This is a genomic window from Candidatus Brevundimonas phytovorans (assembly GCA_029203145.1).
Taxonomy (GTDB): Bacteria; Pseudomonadota; Alphaproteobacteria; order Caulobacterales; family Caulobacteraceae; genus Brevundimonas; species Brevundimonas phytovorans.
In genome coordinates this window covers 2,183,154-2,199,755 of sequence record CP119309.1, presented here as the reverse complement: position 1 = coordinate 2,199,755, position 16,602 = coordinate 2,183,154, and the positions used below count along the sequence as shown (strand labels likewise).

14 protein-coding genes, 1 tRNA gene and 1 pseudogene are annotated in these 16,602 nt (G+C 66.5%); 10 read left to right on the top strand and 6 right to left on the bottom strand.

Features of this window, described 5'->3' with window-relative positions; all coding sequences use genetic code 11:
• Positions 1-139 precede the first annotated feature (139 nt).
• From P0Y52_10795 to P0Y52_10775, 5 genes are all read left to right on the top strand, one after another.
• The gene (locus P0Y52_10795) at positions 140-1,027 is read left to right on the top strand and encodes a glycine--tRNA ligase subunit alpha (protein ID WEK57027.1); all 888 of its coding nucleotides are present in this window, start codon (positions 140-142) and stop codon (positions 1,025-1,027) included.
• Positions 1,024-1,404, top strand: coding sequence for a hypothetical protein (locus P0Y52_10790; protein ID WEK57026.1), 381 nt, complete (start codon positions 1,024-1,026; stop codon positions 1,402-1,404). Before P0Y52_10795 ends, P0Y52_10790 begins: the two co-directional genes overlap by 4 nt.
• The gene (gene glyS, locus P0Y52_10785; GenBank protein ID WEK57025.1) at positions 1,404-3,464 is read left to right on the top strand and encodes a glycine--tRNA ligase subunit beta; all 2,061 of its coding nucleotides are present in this window, start codon (positions 1,404-1,406) and stop codon (positions 3,462-3,464) included. Before P0Y52_10790 ends, glyS begins: the two co-directional genes overlap by 1 nt.
• Positions 3,465-3,756: 292 nt before the next feature.
• Positions 3,757-6,447: a pyruvate, phosphate dikinase gene (gene ppdK, locus P0Y52_10780; protein WEK57024.1), complete on the top strand. Its 2,691-nt coding sequence runs from the start codon at positions 3,757-3,759 to the stop codon at positions 6,445-6,447.
• Positions 6,448-6,678: 231 nt separating this feature from the next.
• On the top strand, positions 6,679-7,206 hold the full coding sequence (locus P0Y52_10775) for a porin family protein (GenBank protein ID WEK57023.1): 528 nt from the start codon (positions 6,679-6,681) through the stop codon (positions 7,204-7,206).
• Positions 7,207-7,293: 87 nt separating this feature from the next.
• Here P0Y52_10775 and P0Y52_10770 read toward each other — a convergent pair whose 3' ends face one another.
• From P0Y52_10770 to P0Y52_10750, 5 genes are all read right to left on the bottom strand, one after another.
• A complete protein-coding gene (locus tag P0Y52_10770) occupies positions 7,294-7,560 on the bottom strand; it encodes a hypothetical protein (GenBank protein ID WEK57022.1) in 267 nt (88 codons plus the stop codon).
• 99 nt (positions 7,561-7,659) lie between these two features.
• Complete coding sequence (locus P0Y52_10765) at positions 7,660-8,805, bottom strand: beta-ketoacyl-ACP synthase III (GenBank protein WEK57021.1); 1,146 nt, start codon at positions 8,803-8,805, stop codon at positions 7,660-7,662.
• A gap of 149 nt (positions 8,806-8,954) precedes the next feature.
• Positions 8,955-11,018, bottom strand: a complete 2,064-nt coding sequence (locus tag P0Y52_10760) for a capsular polysaccharide biosynthesis protein (protein ID WEK57020.1) — start codon at positions 11,016-11,018, stop codon at positions 8,955-8,957.
• A gap of 72 nt (positions 11,019-11,090) precedes the next feature.
• A complete protein-coding gene (locus P0Y52_10755) occupies positions 11,091-11,912 on the bottom strand; it encodes a CoA ester lyase (protein ID WEK57019.1) in 822 nt (273 codons plus the stop codon).
• Entirely contained in the window at positions 11,909-12,403 is a 495-nt protein-coding gene (locus P0Y52_10750) for a GAF domain-containing protein (GenBank protein WEK57018.1), read from the bottom strand. The genes P0Y52_10755 and P0Y52_10750 overlap by 4 nt, the downstream gene beginning before the upstream one ends.
• Positions 12,404-12,561: 158 nt before the next feature.
• Here P0Y52_10750 and P0Y52_10745 point away from each other — a divergent pair, with 158 nt between their 5' ends.
• The 4 genes and pseudogenes from P0Y52_10745 (at position 12,562) to P0Y52_10730 (ending at position 15,415) form a co-directional block, all read left to right on the top strand.
• Entirely contained in the window at positions 12,562-12,744 is a 183-nt protein-coding gene (locus tag P0Y52_10745) for a hypothetical protein (GenBank protein ID WEK57017.1), read from the top strand.
• Entirely contained in the window at positions 12,741-12,887 is a 147-nt protein-coding gene (locus tag P0Y52_10740; GenBank protein ID WEK57016.1) for a hypothetical protein, read from the top strand. Before P0Y52_10745 ends, P0Y52_10740 begins: the two co-directional genes overlap by 4 nt.
• Before the next feature lie 552 nt (positions 12,888-13,439).
• On the top strand, positions 13,440-14,759 hold the full coding sequence (locus tag P0Y52_10735) for a hypothetical protein (protein WEK57015.1): 1,320 nt from the start codon (positions 13,440-13,442) through the stop codon (positions 14,757-14,759).
• Positions 14,753-15,415 (top strand): annotated as a pseudogene (locus P0Y52_10730) (transposase). The gene P0Y52_10735 and the pseudogene P0Y52_10730 overlap by 7 nt, the downstream one beginning before the upstream one ends.
• 162 nt (positions 15,416-15,577) lie before the next feature.
• Here the strand turns inward: P0Y52_10730 and P0Y52_10725 are convergent.
• Positions 15,578-15,653: transfer RNA gene (locus P0Y52_10725), tRNA-Ile, on the bottom strand.
• 187 nt (positions 15,654-15,840) lie between these two features.
• Here P0Y52_10725 and P0Y52_10720 point away from each other — a divergent pair.
• The gene (locus P0Y52_10720) at positions 15,841-16,596 is read left to right on the top strand and encodes an SIMPL domain-containing protein (GenBank protein WEK57014.1); all 756 of its coding nucleotides are present in this window, start codon (positions 15,841-15,843) and stop codon (positions 16,594-16,596) included.
• Positions 16,597-16,602 lie beyond the last annotated feature (6 nt).

The window sequence follows — 16,602 nt, the reverse complement described above, 5'->3', positions numbered from 1 at the left end:
TGGACTCCCCGTCTGGGTCCCGCGTTCGGCGGCGCCGCCCCGGGATGACGGAAAGGAAGACGGGCCGCCTCCGGTTGAGTTTCCGGCTCGCGCGCCCTAGGGTCCGCGCTCAAATTTTGCGCTGCGAAAACGAGCCGACGTGACCACCGAACCTCTCGCCTTCCAGGACCTGATCCTGACCCTGCACAAATACTGGGGCGACCAGGGCTGCGCTATTCTGCAGCCCTACGACATCGAGGTCGGCGCCGGCACCCTTCACCCCGCCACGGTGCTGCGCGCGCTCGGTCCCAAGCCGTGGAAGGCCGCCTATGTTCAGCCCTCGCGCCGTCCCGGCGACGGCCGCTACGGCGAGAATCCCAACCGGCTGCAGCACTATTACCAGTATCAGGTCATCCTGAAGCCGAACCCGGACAACCTGCAGGAGCTCTATCTCGGCTCGCTGGCCGCCATCGGCATCGACCCCAAGCTGCACGACATCCGCTTCGTCGAGGACGACTGGGAAAACCCGACCGTCGGCGCCTGGGGCCTGGGCTGGGAGGTCTGGTGCGACGGCATGGAGGTGACGCAGTTCACCTATTTCCAGGGCGTCGGCGGCATCGAGGTCGATGTGGTTTCGGGCGAGCTGACCTACGGGCTGGAGCGTCTGGCCATGTATGTTCAGGGCGTCGACAACGTCTATGACCTGAAGTTCAACAAGGAAGGCCTGACCTACGGCGAGGTCTTCCTCGAGAACGAGCGCCAGCAGTCTGAAGCCAACTTCCACGGCTATGACGTCGCCGCGCTGAAGCGCCGTTTCGAGGACATGGAGCGCGAGGCCGCTCACTTCCTGACCATGAAGGGGCCGCAGGGCCAGCCTCTGGTCCTGCCCGCCTATGACCAGGTGCTGAAGGCCTCGCACCTGTTCAACCTGATGGACGCCCGCGGCGCCATCGCCGTCGCCGAACGCCAGAGCTACATCGGCCGCATCCGCGACCTGTGCAAAGCCTGCGCGCTCGCACAAGTCGAACATGAGAAGGCGTCGTCGTGAGCAGCATCTCTGGAATTCTCTCCTTCGATCTGGCCGACACCAATCTGGAGCAGACGCTTGGCGAGCCGATCTCGCTGTTTTCCAGCGGTCGCGTGGAAATCGAAGGCCAGGAATCGTGGGCCGAGGTCCGCATCCTCCGCCACGCCAATGACCAGGGCAGCCACCTGACGTCGCAACCCGGCGGCTGGCGCGGCGTGGTCGTGGTCGGCGAAGAGTGGTTCGGCATCTTGCAGACCGCCTTCCTGGCCCCCCAGTCCTTCCTGCTGAACATCGCCTTCAGCGCCGAGCCCGGCGCGGCTGACGCGCCGCTGACCCTGCGCGACGTCGCCCTCACCCTGATGCGGTCTGCCGCCACGACCGAAGAGTCCGCCGCCTGATGCCCCAGCTTCTTCTCGAAATCTTCTCCGAAGAAATCCCCGCCCGCATGCAGCAGGGCGCCGCGCGCGACCTGGAACGCATGGTCTCCGAGCGTCTGAAGGCGGCGGGCCTGACCTGGGAGGCGCTGAACGTCTTCGCCGGTCCGCGTCGCCTGACCCTGGTGATCGACGGCCTGCCGACCGCAGCCGAAGACCGCAACGAAGAGGTCAAGGGTCCCAAGACCTCGGCCCCGGCTCAGGCGCTGGAGGGCTTCCTGCGCAAGACCGGCCTGACCCAGGACCAACTGGTCGAGCGCGACGGCGTCTGGTTCGCCGAGATCAGCAGCAAGGGCCGTCAGACGACCGAGGTCTTCGCCGAGGCCGTCGATCAGATCGTCCGCAGCTTCCCCTGGCCCAAGTCGATGCGCTGGGGCACGGGAACCCTGCGCTGGGTGCGCCCGATCAAGCGCATCATCGCCCTGTTCGACGGGGCGGTGGTGCCGTTCGAGATCGACGGCGTCCACTCAGGCGACGTGACCGAGGGCCATCGTTTCATGGGCTCGGGCAAGCCGTTCGCGGTCAAGGACTTCGCTGACTACCGCGCCAAGCTGGAACGCGACTTCGTCCTGATCGACGTGGCCGACCGCAAGCTGCGTATTCTGGACGGGGCCAAGGCCGCCTGCGCCGCGCGCGGTCTGGCTCTGGTCGATGACGACGGCCTGCTGGACGAGGTCGCCGGTCTGGCCGAATGGCCGACGCCGATCCTGGGCGACATGGACCCGCAGTTCCTGTCCCTGCCGCCCGAAGTGGTCCGCCTGTCGATGAAGGTGCACCAGAAGTATTTCGCCGTGCGCGATCCCTCCAAGGATGGTCTTGCCCCCAACTTCCTCGTCGTCGCCAACGTCGAGGCGACGGACGGCGGCAAGGCTCTGGCCGCCGGCAACAGCCGCGTCCTGTCGGCCCGCCTGAACGACGCCCGCTTCTTCTGGGACGAGGATCAGAAGGTCGGCTTCGACGCCTGGAACGACAAGCTGAAGGGCGTCACCTTCCACGCCAAGCTGGGCACCCTGGCCGAGCGCGTCGATCGCATCGCGGCGCTTGCCCGTGAAATCGCCCCTCTGGTGGGCGCCGACGCCGATCAGGCCGAACAGGCGGCGCGCCTGTCCAAGGCCGATCTGGCCTCGGGCATGGTCAGCGAGTTCCCGGAACTGCAGGGGATCATGGGCGGCTATTACGCCCGTCTGGCGGGCTACCCCGACGCCGTCGCCGACGCCGTGCGCGACCACTACAAGCCGCAAGGTCCGGGCGACAGCGTCCCGACCGCCCCGGTCACAGTCGCCGTCGCCATCGCCGAGAAGCTGGACACCCTGGTCGGCTTCTTCGCCATCGACGAAAAGCCCACCGGCTCACGCGACCCCTACGCCCTGCGCCGCGCCGCTCTGGGCGTGATCCGGCTGGTGCTGGAGAATGGGGTGCGCGCACCGCTGAGCAAGGTCATTCACCCGGCGGGCGTGATGATTGTCGCTGGTCAGAAGCTCTCAGGGGAAACCCAGTATACGGCAGACCTGCTGACCTTCTTCGCCGACCGCCTGACGGTCCTGCTGCGCGACCAAGGCCAGCGTCACGACCTCGTGGCCGCCGTCTTCGCTCTGGGCGACGACGATCTGGTGCGGATCGTGCGTCGGGTGGAGGCGCTGGCCGCCTTCCTCGCCACGGACGACGGGGCCAACCTGCTGGCCGGCTACAAGCGGGCGTCCAACATCCTCAAGGCCGAGGAAAAGAAAAGCCCGCTGCCCGAGGGCGCCGTCGCCACCGGACTGGCCAACCAGCCGGCGGAAGAAACCGCCCTGGCCTTCGCCGCCGCCGCCGCCGCGACCGCCGTGGACGCGGCGCTGGAGACGGAAGACTTCGCCGCCGCCATGACGGCCCTGGCGCGCTTGCGCGGTCCGGTGGACGCCTTCTTCACCGGCGTCATGGTCAACTCCGAGGTGCCTGCGGAGCGTGAAAACCGCCTGAAGCTGCTGGGCCAGGTGCGCGGCGTCATGGGCCGGGTGGCGGACTTCGGCCAGATCGCGGGCTGATTTCCTGACCCTTCTCCCCTCGGGGGAGAAGGTGGGCGGCGGAGCCGCTCGGATGAGGGGGACGTGTCCGCAGACGCGACGCCTTCACCCGGCCTCCGCCCGCCCCCTCATCCGTCTCGCTGGCGCGAGCCACCTTCTCCCCCGAGGGGAGAAGGAAAACGGTGAACTGACACATCCTCACACGGATTGTTACACCCACGGCCTCGCCTTCGCGCTTGCAGCACGCTAGTCAGGGCCACCGTGCGCGGGACTCGATCCCTCGGCGGCTAGACCACGGCTCAGGGACGGCAAGATGACCAAGTGGGTGTACGGCTTCGGCGGCGGATCGGCTGACGGCGACGCGTCGATGAAGAACCTTCTCGGCGGCAAGGGCGCGAACCTGGCCGAGATGTCCTCTCTCGGCCTTCCGGTGCCGCCCGGCTTTACGATTACGACGGAAGCCTGCGTCCACTATTATTCCAACGGCGAGACCTATCCGGCCGAGCTGGCCGCACAGGCCGCCGCCGGTCTGAAGACCGTCGAGGGCATTGTCGGCAAGACCTTTGGCGATGCCGCCAACCCCCTGCTGGTCTCGGTGCGCTCGGGCGCGCGGGCCTCGATGCCGGGCATGATGGACACGGTGCTGAACCTGGGCCTGAACGACCAGACGGTCGAGGGTCTGGCTGCTCTGTCCGGCGACCGCCGTTTCGCCTTCGACAGCTATCGTCGTTTCATCACCATGTATTCCAATGTGGTGCTGGGCATCGGCCACGATCAGTTCGAAGAGGTTCTGGACGACCACAAGGATCGTCTGGGCGTCTCGATCGACACCGACCTGACCGCCGAGAACTGGGAAAAGGTGGTCGCCGACTACAAGGTCCTGGTCGAGCGCGAACTGGGCCAGCCCTTCCCGCAGGACCCGCATGACCAGCTGTGGGGCGCCGTCTCGGCCGTCTTCGCCAGCTGGATGAACGACCGCGCGAAATTCTATCGCCGCATGCACGACATCCCTGAAAGCTGGGGCACCGCCGTCAACATCCAGTCGATGGTGTTCGGCAACATGGGCGAGACCAGCGCCACGGGCGTCGCCTTCACCCGCAACCCCTCGACCGGCGAAGCCCGCCTCTACGGCGAGTTCCTGATCAACGCGCAAGGCGAGGACGTGGTCGCGGGCATCCGCACGCCGCAGTCCCTGACCAAGGCCGGGCGCGAGGAGATGGGCGAGACCGCGCTCTCGATGGAAGAGGCCATGCCGGTCGTCTTCGCCGAGTTCGTCGACGTGGTCGGGCGGCTGGAAAGCCACTACCGCGACATGCAGGACATCGAGTTCACGGTCGAGCAGGGCCGTCTGTGGATGCTGCAGACCCGCAACGGCAAGCGCACCGCCAAGTCGGCGCTGAAGATCGCCGTCGATCTGGCCTCTGAGGGCGTGATCTCGCAGGAAGAGGCTGTGTCGCGGGTCGAGCCCGCCGCGCTCGACCAACTGCTGCACCCGACCCTGGACCCCAACGCCGCCCGCACCGTTATCGCGGCGGGCCTGCCGGCCTCGCCCGGCGCGGCCACCGGCAAGATCGTCTTCGACGCCGACGAGGCCGAGCGCCTGTCGCAGGTCGGTGACGCCGTCATCCTGGTGCGTGAAGAAACCAGCCCCGAAGACATCCACGGCATGCACGCGGCGCGCGGCATCGTCACGGCGCGCGGCGGCATGACCAGCCACGCGGCGGTTGTGGCGCGCGGCATGGGGCGGCCTTGCGTCTCCGGCGCGGGTGAAATCTCGATCAATGAGAAGGCCGGGACCTTCACCGCGCGCGGCCGCACCTTCAAAGCCGGCGAAGTCATCACCATCGACGGCGGCAAGGGCGAGGTGCTGGACGGCGCCGTGGCCATGATCGAGCCGGAACTGACGGGCGACTTCCAGACCCTGATGGCCTGGGCCGACGGCGTGCGCCGCCTGAAGGTCCGCGCCAACGCCGAGACCCCGCTGGACGCCAAGACTGCGCGCGGCTTCGGCGCAGAGGGTATCGGCCTGTCGCGCACCGAGCACATGTTCTTCGACGAGGCCCGCATCGCCGCCGTGCGCGAGATGATCCTGGCCGACGACGAGCAGGGCCGCCGCGTCGCCCTGGCCAAGATCGCCCCCTTCCAGAAGGCCGACTTCGCCGACCTGTTCACCATCATGGCCGGCCTGCCGGTGACGATCCGCCTGCTGGACCCGCCGCTGCACGAGTTCATCCCGCACACCGACGCCGACATCGACGCCCTGGCCGCGGGTTCGGGTCTGGACGCCGCCAAGCTGAAGCGTCGCGCGCGTGAACTGCACGAGACCAACCCCATGCTCGGCCACCGCGGTTGCCGCCTGGGCGTCGCCTATCCCGAGATCTACGAGATGCAGGTCCGCGCCATCCTCGAGGCGGCGCTGGAGGTGAAGAAGACGTCGGGCGTCGCCCCGATCCCCGAGATCATGCACCCGCTGGTCGCCCTGGGTCTGGAAATGAAGTTCCTGCGCGAACTGACCGACCGCACCGCCAAGGCCGTGTTCGCGGATGCGGGCGACAGCGTCGAATACCTGGTCGGCACCATGATCGAACTGCCGCGCGCCGCCCTGCGCGCCGCCGATCTGGCCGAATACGCCGAGTTCTTCAGCTTCGGCACCAACGACCTGACCCAGACGACCTTCGGCATCAGCCGCGACGACTCGGGCCACTTCCTGCAGGCCTATCTGGACAAGGGCATCTTCGAGACCGATCCCTTTGTCCGTCTGGACCAGGACGGCGTGGGCGACCTGATCCGCATCGCCGCCGAGCGCGGTCGCGGCGTCAAGCCGGACATGAAGATGGGCATCTGCGGCGAACACGGCGGCGACCCGTCGTCCATCGCCTTCTGCGAGAGCGTGGGCCTCGACTACGTCTCCTGCTCGCCCTACCGCGTGCCGATCGCCCGTCTGGCGGCGGCCCAGGCGGCGCTGGCCGCCCGCTCGGGCGAGGAGCGCGAAAAGGACCGCTAGAGCTTGGTTCAGGCTTGAGCGTGCAAAGGCGGTCCCTCGGGGCCGCCTTTTTCGTGCCGGAATAAGGTCGCTATCGACGTAACGCTGTATGTGTCTAGCAGCGCACGGTCTAGCCTATGTATTCACCTGGCTATGGAACGGCTCGGCTGCGTACCCATTTAACTCCTCGCTGGAGGGGGCCGGTGACCGCAGAAGTCACCGCATCTAGGATTACTAGGAGTTAAAGAAACAATGCGTAACATTCTTCTCGCTGCTGCCGCCATTTCTGCAATCGCTGCTCCGGCCTTTGCTCAGTCTGATCCTGATGCCCGTGGTTACGGCTCGCTGGGCTATACTCATGTTGAAGGCGATAACGCCACGACCGGCGCCGTGACAGGCCGCCTGGGCGTCAACCTGAACCGCTACCTGGCCGTCGAGACCGAGGCTTCGGTGGGCGTCAAGGACGACGACTTCACCGTCGCCGGCGTCGACGGCTCGATCAAGCACGAGTGGGACGCCGCCGGTTACGTGGTCGGCAAATACCCGGTCAGCGACAAGCTGGAGCTGTTCGCGCGTGGCGGTTACGGCCACACCGAGCTGAAGCAGGAAATCGCCGGCGGCAAGACCGACATCGGCGGCGACAGCTGGAATTACGGCGTTGGCGCCAACTACTACCTCGACGGCGTCAACGGCGTCCGCGCCGACTGGACCCGTCGCGACTTCCGCGACAACGCCGGCGAAGCTGATGCCTATTCGGTCAGCTACATCCGTCGCTTCTAAGCGTCATTCGCTTAAGTCTGGCGCCTGATACGACGAAGGCCCGCTCCGAGAGGAGCGGGCCTTTTTGCTTGGCTGAAGGGCTGAGGTCTAGGCTACGCCCGGCGCCAGGGCCCACCGCAGCGAGTTCTCACCGAAGGGCTTGATGAAGAAGTCGCGGTAGCGTTCGAACACTTCCACGATCTTGGCCTTCAGGTCCTGGGTTACGGACTCGCCGCGCTGGCGTTTCAGCGCCGCCACGCAGTTGACCACAATGTCCTGATGGGCCGAGCCGCCCATGTGTTTCAGCACCGTGGCCACGTCGTGGGCCAACGGATCGCTGAGTTTTTCCGCCCACGGTGAAGCAGTCTGAGTCATTCGGGCGCCATCCCCCTCGTTCTCAATACGTGTAACGGTTTGCAAAAATTTCCGAACAGTGCAAGCGCCGCCGGAAATATTGATTCCCGTTATCTGGCGTCAGGGGCGCTTTTGCACAAAAACCGTGCCCGCCGAGTAGCCGGCGCCGAAGCTGCAGATCAGCCCGACATCGCCAGGCGCGAAGCCGTCGTGCTTCAGATGGAAGGCGATGATCGATCCGGCCGAGGAGGTGTTGGCGTAGTCGTCCAGGATGATGACGTTCTCTTCCGGCTCCGGCTCGCGGCCCAGCACCTTCTTGCCGATCAGGGTGTTCATGTTGATGTTGGCCTGGTGCAGCCACATCCGCTTCAGGCCGTGGGGGTCCAGGTTCAGCTCGGCGGCGTGGTCCAGGATCATCTGCGAGACCATGGGCACCACCTCCTTGAACACCTTGCGGCCCTGTTGAACGAACATCTTGTCGCTCAGGCCGTCGGAGGAGATCGGCTCGCTCGCGCCCGTCGGCAGGGCGGCGCGGTTCAGGAAGCCGAAATTGTTGCGGATATTGTTCGAGAAGCTGGTCTTCAGCTTGGTTCCAACAATGTCCCAGCCGCCGGGTCCAGCCTGATCCTCGGTCTCGACGATGACGGCGGTGGCCACGTCGCCAAAGATGAAGTGGCTGTCGCGATCCTTGAAGTTCAGGTGGGCCGAGCAGATCTCCGGGTTGACCATCAGCACGGCCTTGACCGAGCCCGAAGCCACGAAGTCCGCCGCCGTCTTGATGCCGAAGGTGGCCGAGGAACAGGCCACGTTCATGTCGAAGGCGAAGCCCTCGATGCCCAGGGCCTGCTGCACCTCGATGGCCATGGCGGGGTAGGGGCGCTGCATGTTGGACGCGGCGCATATGACGGCGCCGATCTCGCTGACCGGCTTGCCCCAGGCTCTGATGGCGTCCTCGGCGGCCTTCACGGCCATTTCGGCCATGATCGACAGCTCGTCGTCGCCGCGGGCGGGCAGGTGGGGCAACATCCGCTCAGGATCGATGATGCCCGACTTGTCCATGACGAAGCGCGCCTTGATGCCCGAGGCCTTCTCGATGAACGCCTCTGATGACGGCGTCTTCATCTCTCGTTCGCCGGCGGCGATGGCCTCGGCGTTTTCGGCGTTCCAGCCTTCCGCCCAGGCGTTGTAGGCGGCGACCAGTTCGGCGTTCGAGATCGACTGCTCCGGCGTGAACAGGCCAGTGGCGGAGATGACGGCTTTTTGCACAGTGTAGTTCCCTAACGCTCGGCGCGCGGCGCCTCGCTGCATGAGGGAACATGGAGTCCCCGGCGCTCGACAAGTCTTATGTCGGCGCCTCGCGGCGAAGTTCGGGCGCCTCGCGGGCCGGACTCAGTCCGTTGCGATGACGAACCTTCTCAATAGGCCGGTGGAAGGCTCCGGTCGAGACTGGCCTTTATGCCTCTCCACCATCTGTTGACTCGACCACGCGGCGGGGCGGGCAGGGGGTGATCCCGCGCCGCGATCAGCGCCTCGACCAGGTCCTCGGCCTCGCACGGCCAGCCGTCCGGCGTGACATAGACCGGATAGCCGATCAGGGCGGCGTGGATGACGCTTTCCATCGAGGCGCGACGTGTCCGGCGCTCAAAGGCCAGCTTGTCGTCGGTCAGGCCCCATCCGGCATAGAAGGGCCGGCCATAGACGCTGACCGGCTTGCCCCGCATCAGGGCCTCGAACCCGGTCAGCGACGTCAGCGTCGCCAGCCGGTCGCAGGCGTTCAGGCAGTCGATGATGTCCAGATCATCCGCCGAGGCGTCGACCTCTTCCATCGCCGCATGATCCAGCAGGCCGGGCCGGTTGCCCGCCGTCACGTCCGGGTGGTTGCGATAGATCAGGAAGGCGTCAGGGTGATCCGCCCGCGCCGCCTTCACCAGGCCGGAGTTGGTGCGCAGGTCCGGGCCGCAGCCCATCATGATCGAGCGGTCGTTCTCGACCTGACCCACGACCAGCAGGATCGGCCTGTCTTTCGGCCAATGCGCCGGGACGCCCGCGCCCTTCAGATTGTATTTCGACAGGCCCGCATCGACCACGCGGGCCCGCAAGGTTTCGGCCCGCGCCGCCTGATCCGGCGACGGCTCGCCCGCCTCGATCAGGCTCTCCAGCCGGCTGGGCCGGGTCGGGTCGTAATAGACGCCCTGATCGTCCAGGGCGACCGACAGGGCGCCGAAGAAGTCAGAGCCCAGCCCGCGCGAGCGGATGAAGCCGTCCTCCATGCGCACGACCGGCCCCTCGAAAGCGTCGGCGGCGGCGCGGATCGACGGCGTCTCCTTGCCGGCCCACCAGATCAGCCTGCCGCCCGTGGCCCGCGCATGGGCGACAGCGGCGGATGACCGCCAGAAATAGCGGACGCGGCCCTTGGGCGAGTTCAACAGGCGGCGCACCGGCGGGCGCTTGGCCGGGGCGAAGCCGACGGCGGCCCAGTCGCCCGCCAGCCGGTCGGCCCGGTCGCGCAGGGCGATCAATCGCTCCAAGGCCTGCTCGGCCTCGCAGCGTTGGCCGGTGACGGGATCGACATAGCGGGTGTAGGCGATCAGGGCCGCCGCCGCGACCTGGTCCAGATCCCGCGCCACGCCGCGCCGCCCGGTCGAAACCGTATCCGTCGTCAGGCCCCAGCCCGAATAGAAGGGGGCGCCGAAACACCTCACCGGCAGGCCGCGCAGCAGGGCCTCGAACCCCAGGGCCGAGGTCACGACATAGACCGCGTCCACCGCCGCCAGCAGGTCGGCGGGCCGCACATCGGTGTCGATCAGGGTGACGCCCTCAAGCTGATCCTCCGGGATGCAGCCCGACTTGCGCCCCGCCGCCACTGCCGGGTGACGCTTGACGATCAACTGGGCGTCCGGCTCGTCGCGCCGCGCCGTCGCCAGCATCTCCAAGAAGCTGGCTTCGCTCGCCAGCCCATAGCCTATCGAGGCGTCGCCGAAGGTCTGATCCACGATCAGCACCCGCCGGCCGGGCTTCAGCAGGCTCGTATCCAGCGGCCCGCCCATGTTGGTCTTCGACACGCCCGAAGCGATAATCCGCTCGATCAGGCCGCGCGCCCGGACCCCCATCGCTGCGTCGCACCAGTCGGGCGCCGTCTGGATCAGTTGCTCTAAGCGGCTGGGCCGCGTCGCATCGTAATAGACGCCCAGATCATCGACGATCAGGCTGAGGCTGGTCGCCCCGCTCTCGCCGATCCCGACCGAGCGCAGAAAGCCGTCCTCCAGCGCCACATAGGGCTTGCCCTGCTTTGCCGCCCAGCGCCGCCCCGCCGCCGCCGTCGGCTTCATGCCCCAGCCCAGCACCGCCTCAGTCTGCGTGCCCGGCAGGGCGGACAGGTCATAGTCGGACAGGAAGGCCGACAGGAAAGGCGCCTTCAACACCCCCGGCGCACAGACCCAGGCGCGGGTTTTCAAAGGCGTCGGAAGCGGTGCGGTCATGGGGTTTGTCTACGGTTTGTAGAGTCGACGCGCCAGCCCACGCTTTCCTTCTCCCGCAAGGGGAGAAGGGTTCTAGAGGCTCGCCAGCAAATCCTGCGCCTGCTCCAGATGCAGCCGCTCCACCATCTCCCCCTCGACGCGGATGACACCCAGCCCCTCGGCCTCCGGCGCGGCGAAGGCGGCGACCACAGTCCGCGCCCACTCCACTTCTTCGACCGAAGCCCCGAAGGCCGCATTGGCCTCTTCGATCTGCGACGGATGGATCAGGCTCTTGCCGTCAAAGCCATAGAGCCTGCCTTGCGCGCACTCGGCGGCGAACCCCGCCTCGTCCTTGATCCGGTTGAACACTCCGTCGATGGCCAGCAGCCCGTTGGCCCGCGCATGGGCCACGACCGCCGCCAGCCAGGACTTCAGCGGCTCCCGATCCGCCGAGGCGCCCGTCCTCAAATCCTTGGCCAGATCATTGACGCCCAGCATCAGCCCGCTCAGCGCCCCGCCGGCCTCGGCGATGGCGCGCAGATCCACCAGGGCGCGCGGCGTCTCGATCATGGCCCACAGTTTGACGCCGGGGCGGATCCCGTCCGACAGAGCGCGCACCGTCGCCGCGCGCTCGACCTTGGGCGCGACAAGCAGATCGACCGGCGCGTCCCGCAGCGCCGCCAGGTCGTCGGCGCCCCAGGGCGTGTCCAGCCCATTGATCCGCACGCCCAGGCGGGGGCCGAAGCCGCCTTCGCGCGCCGCCGCGACGGCCGCCGCCCTCGCCTCCAGCTTCATCTCGGGCGCGACCGCATCCTCCAGATCCAGCACCGCCACGTCGCAGGTCAGGCTGCGCGCCTTGTCCACCGCGCGCGCGTTGGAGGCGGGCAGGTAGAGGACGCTGCGCGCTCGGCTCATGCAGCGAAGACCTTGGCCATCAGACGCTCCAGCGCCTTGGCGTCCACGGCGTCAAAGGCGGCGATTTCCGTCGCGTCCACATCCAGCACCGCGATCAACTCGCCCGCCGCATCCACCACAGGCACGACGATCTCGCTGGCCGAGCGGCTGTCGCAGGCGATGTGGCCGGGGAAGGCGTGGACGTCCTCGACCACCTGGGTCTGGCGATCCCGCGCCGCCGCGCCGCAGACGCCGCGCCCGAACGGAATACGCAGGCAGCCCAGCGTGCCCTGATAGGGGCCGACCACCAGCTCGCCCGGCTTCATGGCGTCCACGACGTAGAAGCCGGTCCAGAAGAAGACCGGAAAGGCGTCGGCCAGCATGGCCGCCACGGTCGCCATCCGCGCCGTCCGGTTCGGCTCGCCGTCCAGCACCGCCAGAATCTCGGCCTCGACCTCGGCATAGCGTTCGGCCTTGTCGGCGGGGCGGTCGTCGCGGGCGACATAGGACATGGCGGCTCTCCTTGTTGAGACCGCCATATAGGCTCACGCCGCGTCGCACAAAGGGGCGAGCGATCTCGGGCGAAAAATAGAACAAAGAGCGAACAATTCACTTGAGGCTCCGGTTCACGGCGCGCTAGCATCGCCATCAACCAGCAGGAGAAGGCGGGATGACGGGCGCATCACAGGCAGACGAGAACTTCGCGCGGCAAATGGCGTGGCTGGATCGCGAACTGGCCCTCAGGGTCGAAGAGGCCCGCGCCGGCGATCCCGGCAATCGGGCCCTGGCCGTGGGCCTGCTGATCGGGCTGGTCGCGGGCATGACGCGGGGCGGGGCGCCGTCGTCGTCGTGAGCGCGACGCGCGAGGTGACGCCAGGTTTGGACCGCCTGCTGGATGACGTCGACTGGACGCGCTGTTCGGGTCGCGACCTGCACCGGCTGGCCGAAGGCGCGGCCCAGACGGCGCTGCGACAGGAAATTGTCGGGACCACTTAAGAGTGGCTCAACCCACGCCTGAAAAGCCGCGCGATTTTTCTGACCACCACTTAGCCGACCACCTAAGGGTGCCTCAATCGCATCCTGCACCTTTGCGCGGGGCTCGGGCGGGTTAGCGCCACAACTTTCGGCACCATGAGACGGGCGTCCTCGCCAATCACCCTCAGGCGCGCAACGTAGACTCCGTCGCGCGGCTATCGACGCGAACGCTTCCGCCTCGCAGACTGCACTCCTAAGTGGGCGATCAGGGATCCACAGCGATCCGTATGAATGGGGAAGCGGCACAATGGCGCTCAAGGGTATGATCACACGCGCGCTGATGAAAGGTGCCGAGCCCACGAGCCCACGAGCGAACGGGCGGCCCGGTCCGAGCACAGCGGACCGAATGCGAGGGCGGTTTCGGCGGTTGAGGCCTTTCTTAAGGCCGAGAGCTCATCGCGACACGCTCTTCTGATCGAAGGCCCCTGGGGTGTCGGAAAGACCTATTTCCACAACGCCCTTCGGACTCGGCTCGGGGGCGGGCAGGTATGGCTATACGTCAGCTTGTATGGCGTGAGCAGCAAAGCGGACATCGACAACGCGGTTTTCGCCGCCGCCTATCCGCTCCTATCTGGCAAGGGCGCGGCCGTGGCTGGAGCGGTATCCGGTGCCTTCCTCAAACACCTGAAGGTCGACACAAAGCTCTCGCCAAAGGACTTTCTGACGCTGGATGCAGTCGGCGTGATCGTTTTCGACGATCTGGAGCGAACGCATCTGCCGCCAAACGAACTTCTGGGATACCTGAACAGCTATGTGGAGCACGGGCCGGACGCCCTGAAAGTCCTTCTGATCGCCAACTTGGACGAGATGGCGGACAAGACTGAGTTCGCCCGCACGCGTGAGAAGGTCATCGGGCGTTCGCTGAAGCTGGTTCCGGATTTCCGAGCCGCCTTCCCCTATTTTGCAGCCCGTCTCGCCTCACCGTCGCGGGAAGTAGTGCAGGGTGCGGCCGACCAGATCTATGCCCTGTTCCAACAAAGCGGCCTCGGCAATCTCCGTCTGCTCGACCAGGCGATCCAAGATCTGGGCAGCCTCGTCGCCGTGATGGACGATCGGCACAAGCAGAATCCCGGCCTCGTGAAGGCCCTGACGGATCTGGTCGTTATCTTCGCCCTTGAACTGCGCTCCGGCGGAGCCAACCTCGGCGACTTGGAGGGGCGCCAAACCGCCTGGCTCCACGGCGTCGTCGGCAAGGGCGAGCCGAGCGCGGTCCGGCGGCTGTCCGAAAAATATTCAGGCGCCACCCTAGTTGATGAACCGGTCTCCGATGTCGTGCTGAAGGCCCTGTTCGTGGACGGTGCGTTCGAGGCGGAACAGGCGCGAGGCGATCTAGACCGGTCACGCTGGTTCGTGACCGCTTCGGAACCGGCTTGGCGGCTCGCCTGGCGGGCCCATGAACTTTCCGATGAGCTGGTCGAGCCGGCCATCGAAGAGATGAATCGACTCTGGGATGCTCAGGCCTATTCCGCCGCCGGTGAGCTCCTACATGTGTTCGGCATTCGCCTCTGGCAGGCAGATATCGGACGCCTTGCGCTTGATCGTAAGGCGGTACTCGCCGACGGCCTGGCTGGCATCGATGCCCTCTTCGAACAGGATCGGCTGGAAACGACAGCCTCCGATCCCTACGGCCGGGGCTCCGGTCATGACGGCCTTGGCTATATGGAGATCAAGAGCGACGAATTCGGACTATTCGCTGCCCACCTTACATCGCGGCGCCAGGAAACCCTCCTGCGCCGCTTGCCCGCACAGGCGACGGAACTGTTCGGGGAGCTACGACAGGACCCCGAATTGTTCAGCCGGCGTATCCTGCAGAACGGCGGCGCAGACACCTGATCGTCGCCCACGAGGTGATCATGACCGGCTCGGACCGGCAGCAACTGGCGAACATGGCCAGCCGAGCCAAGGACGCCATGGGCGTGGAGAGGCTCGATGTGCTGGCCGACCGGGGCTACTTCTCCGGCGAGGAAATCCTGGCCTGCGAGGCCTTGGGCGTGACGCCCTTCGTGCCGAAAACGCTGACGTCAGGTGCCAAGGCGACCGGCCGTTTCGGCAAGCAGGACTTCGTCTATCTGCCCGACCAGGACGTCTACCGATGCCCAGCCGGCTCCCTGCTTCCGTATCACATGACCGTCGTCGAGAAGGGCATGACGCTGCATCGATACTGGGACCGGACCAGTTGCACCGGCTGCAGCATCAAGCTCCAGTGCACGCCTGCGGTCGAACGAAAGGTCACGCGCTGGGAGCATGAAGCGGTGATCGACGCCTTACAGGCCCGTATGGACCTGAGGCCCAGAGCCATGCGCGAACGGCGAAGCCTGGTCGAACACCCGTTCGGCACGATCAAGGCCTGGATGGGCCACACCCACTTCCTCACGAAGCGCCTTCCCAACGTGAAGACCGAGATCAGCCTCCACATCCTGGCCTACAACATGAAGCGGGTGATGGCGGTGTTGGGAGCGAAACCGTTGATGGAAGCGATCAGGGCTTGAGGCCATCGCGCCTCGTCGTCACCTCTGCCTCAGCGTGGCTCAGCGTTTTTACACGGCCTCAGTCAGAGGCCGACACTTCAAGGCGAGCTCGATTGGGTGTAATCGGCGCTTGAGCCACTCTTAACTGGTTTTGAGCCAGTTCTAAGTGGTCTCGACAGAAATTGGTAGGCCCGGAGGGACTCGAACCCCCAACCAGACCGTTATGAGCGGTCGGCTCTAACCATTGAGCTACAGGCCCCCGAAGCAGGGAGGATGTGCCTAGCAGGGGTTGCGGCTGCTGCAAAGACGCCGCTGACCTGTCATGCTTTTCACGCCGATGAACGGAACCTGCACTGGGGGCTTGTGCGTTCGTTCAGCTTGAAACGGCCAAGGTAGGGTCGTGGCTGGCGAACACGCCGGGCCGATGGATTTCGACGGAGATGATGATGACCCGCACCGCACGCGCCCTGATGCTGGGCACGGCCCTGATGACCCTGGCGGTTCCGGCCGTCGCCTCCGCCCAATCCCAGCCGGGCGGGTCCGCCCCGATGCAGGTGCACGCCATGGCGCAACAACCCGCCCTCAACCTGTCCGCCTATGGCGAAGTCAAGGTGGCTCCCGATCAGGCGACGATCAACTTCGGCGTCGTCACCGAGGCGGCGACCGCCCAGGAGGCCATGGCCCAGAACGCCCAGCAGATGACCCGCGTCATCGCCGCCCTGCGCCGCGCCGGGATCAATGAGCGCGACATCCAGACTTCGGGCCTGAACCTGTCGGCGCAGTACGACTATCAGCAGAACATGCCGCCCAAGCTGCGCGGTTATCAGGCCCAGAACCGCGTCACCGTGGTCATCAACGACCTGACCAAGGTCGGCACGACCGCCGACGCCGTGGTCACGGCGGGCGTCAACCAGATCGACGGCATCGCCTTCGGCCTGAAGAACCCCAAAGCGGCCGAGGATCAGGCGCGTCAGCTGGCCGTCCGCGCCCTGCAGGACAAGGCCCAGCTCTATGCCCAGGCCCTGAACGTGCCCCTGGGCGGCGTGCGCTCCCTGACCGAGGGCGGCGGCTATGCGCCTCAGCCGCAGCCCATGTACGCTCGCGCCATGGCCATGGATTCGGGCAGCGCCTCCACCCCGGTGTCGGCGGGCGAACTGACGATCCGCATCGACATCAGCGGGACCTACGACATCGGCCGCTGATCGGCT

What these genes read in the sequence shown, in the direction of transcription:
- P0Y52_10750 (WEK57018.1), bottom strand. Translation starts at nt 12,403, where the DNA reads ATGTCCTATGTCGCCCGCGACGACCGCCCCGCCGACAAGGCCGAACGC.
- P0Y52_10755 (WEK57019.1), bottom strand. Translation starts at nt 11,912, where the DNA reads ATGAGCCGAGCGCGCAGCGTCCTCTACCTGCCCGCCTCCAACGCGCGC.
- P0Y52_10745 (WEK57017.1), top strand. Translation starts at nt 12,562, where the DNA reads ATGACGGGCGCATCACAGGCAGACGAGAACTTCGCGCGGCAAATGGCG.
- P0Y52_10720 (WEK57014.1), top strand. Translation starts at nt 15,841, where the DNA reads ATGACCCGCACCGCACGCGCCCTGATGCTGGGCACGGCCCTGATGACC.
- P0Y52_10760 (WEK57020.1), bottom strand. Translation starts at nt 11,018, where the DNA reads ATGACCGCACCGCTTCCGACGCCTTTGAAAACCCGCGCCTGGGTCTGT.
- glyS (WEK57025.1), top strand. Translation starts at nt 1,404, where the DNA reads ATGCCCCAGCTTCTTCTCGAAATCTTCTCCGAAGAAATCCCCGCCCGC.
- P0Y52_10770 (WEK57022.1), bottom strand. Translation starts at nt 7,560, where the DNA reads ATGACTCAGACTGCTTCACCGTGGGCGGAAAAACTCAGCGATCCGTTG.
- P0Y52_10775 (WEK57023.1), top strand. Translation starts at nt 6,679, where the DNA reads ATGCGTAACATTCTTCTCGCTGCTGCCGCCATTTCTGCAATCGCTGCT.
- ppdK (WEK57024.1), top strand. Translation starts at nt 3,757, where the DNA reads ATGACCAAGTGGGTGTACGGCTTCGGCGGCGGATCGGCTGACGGCGAC.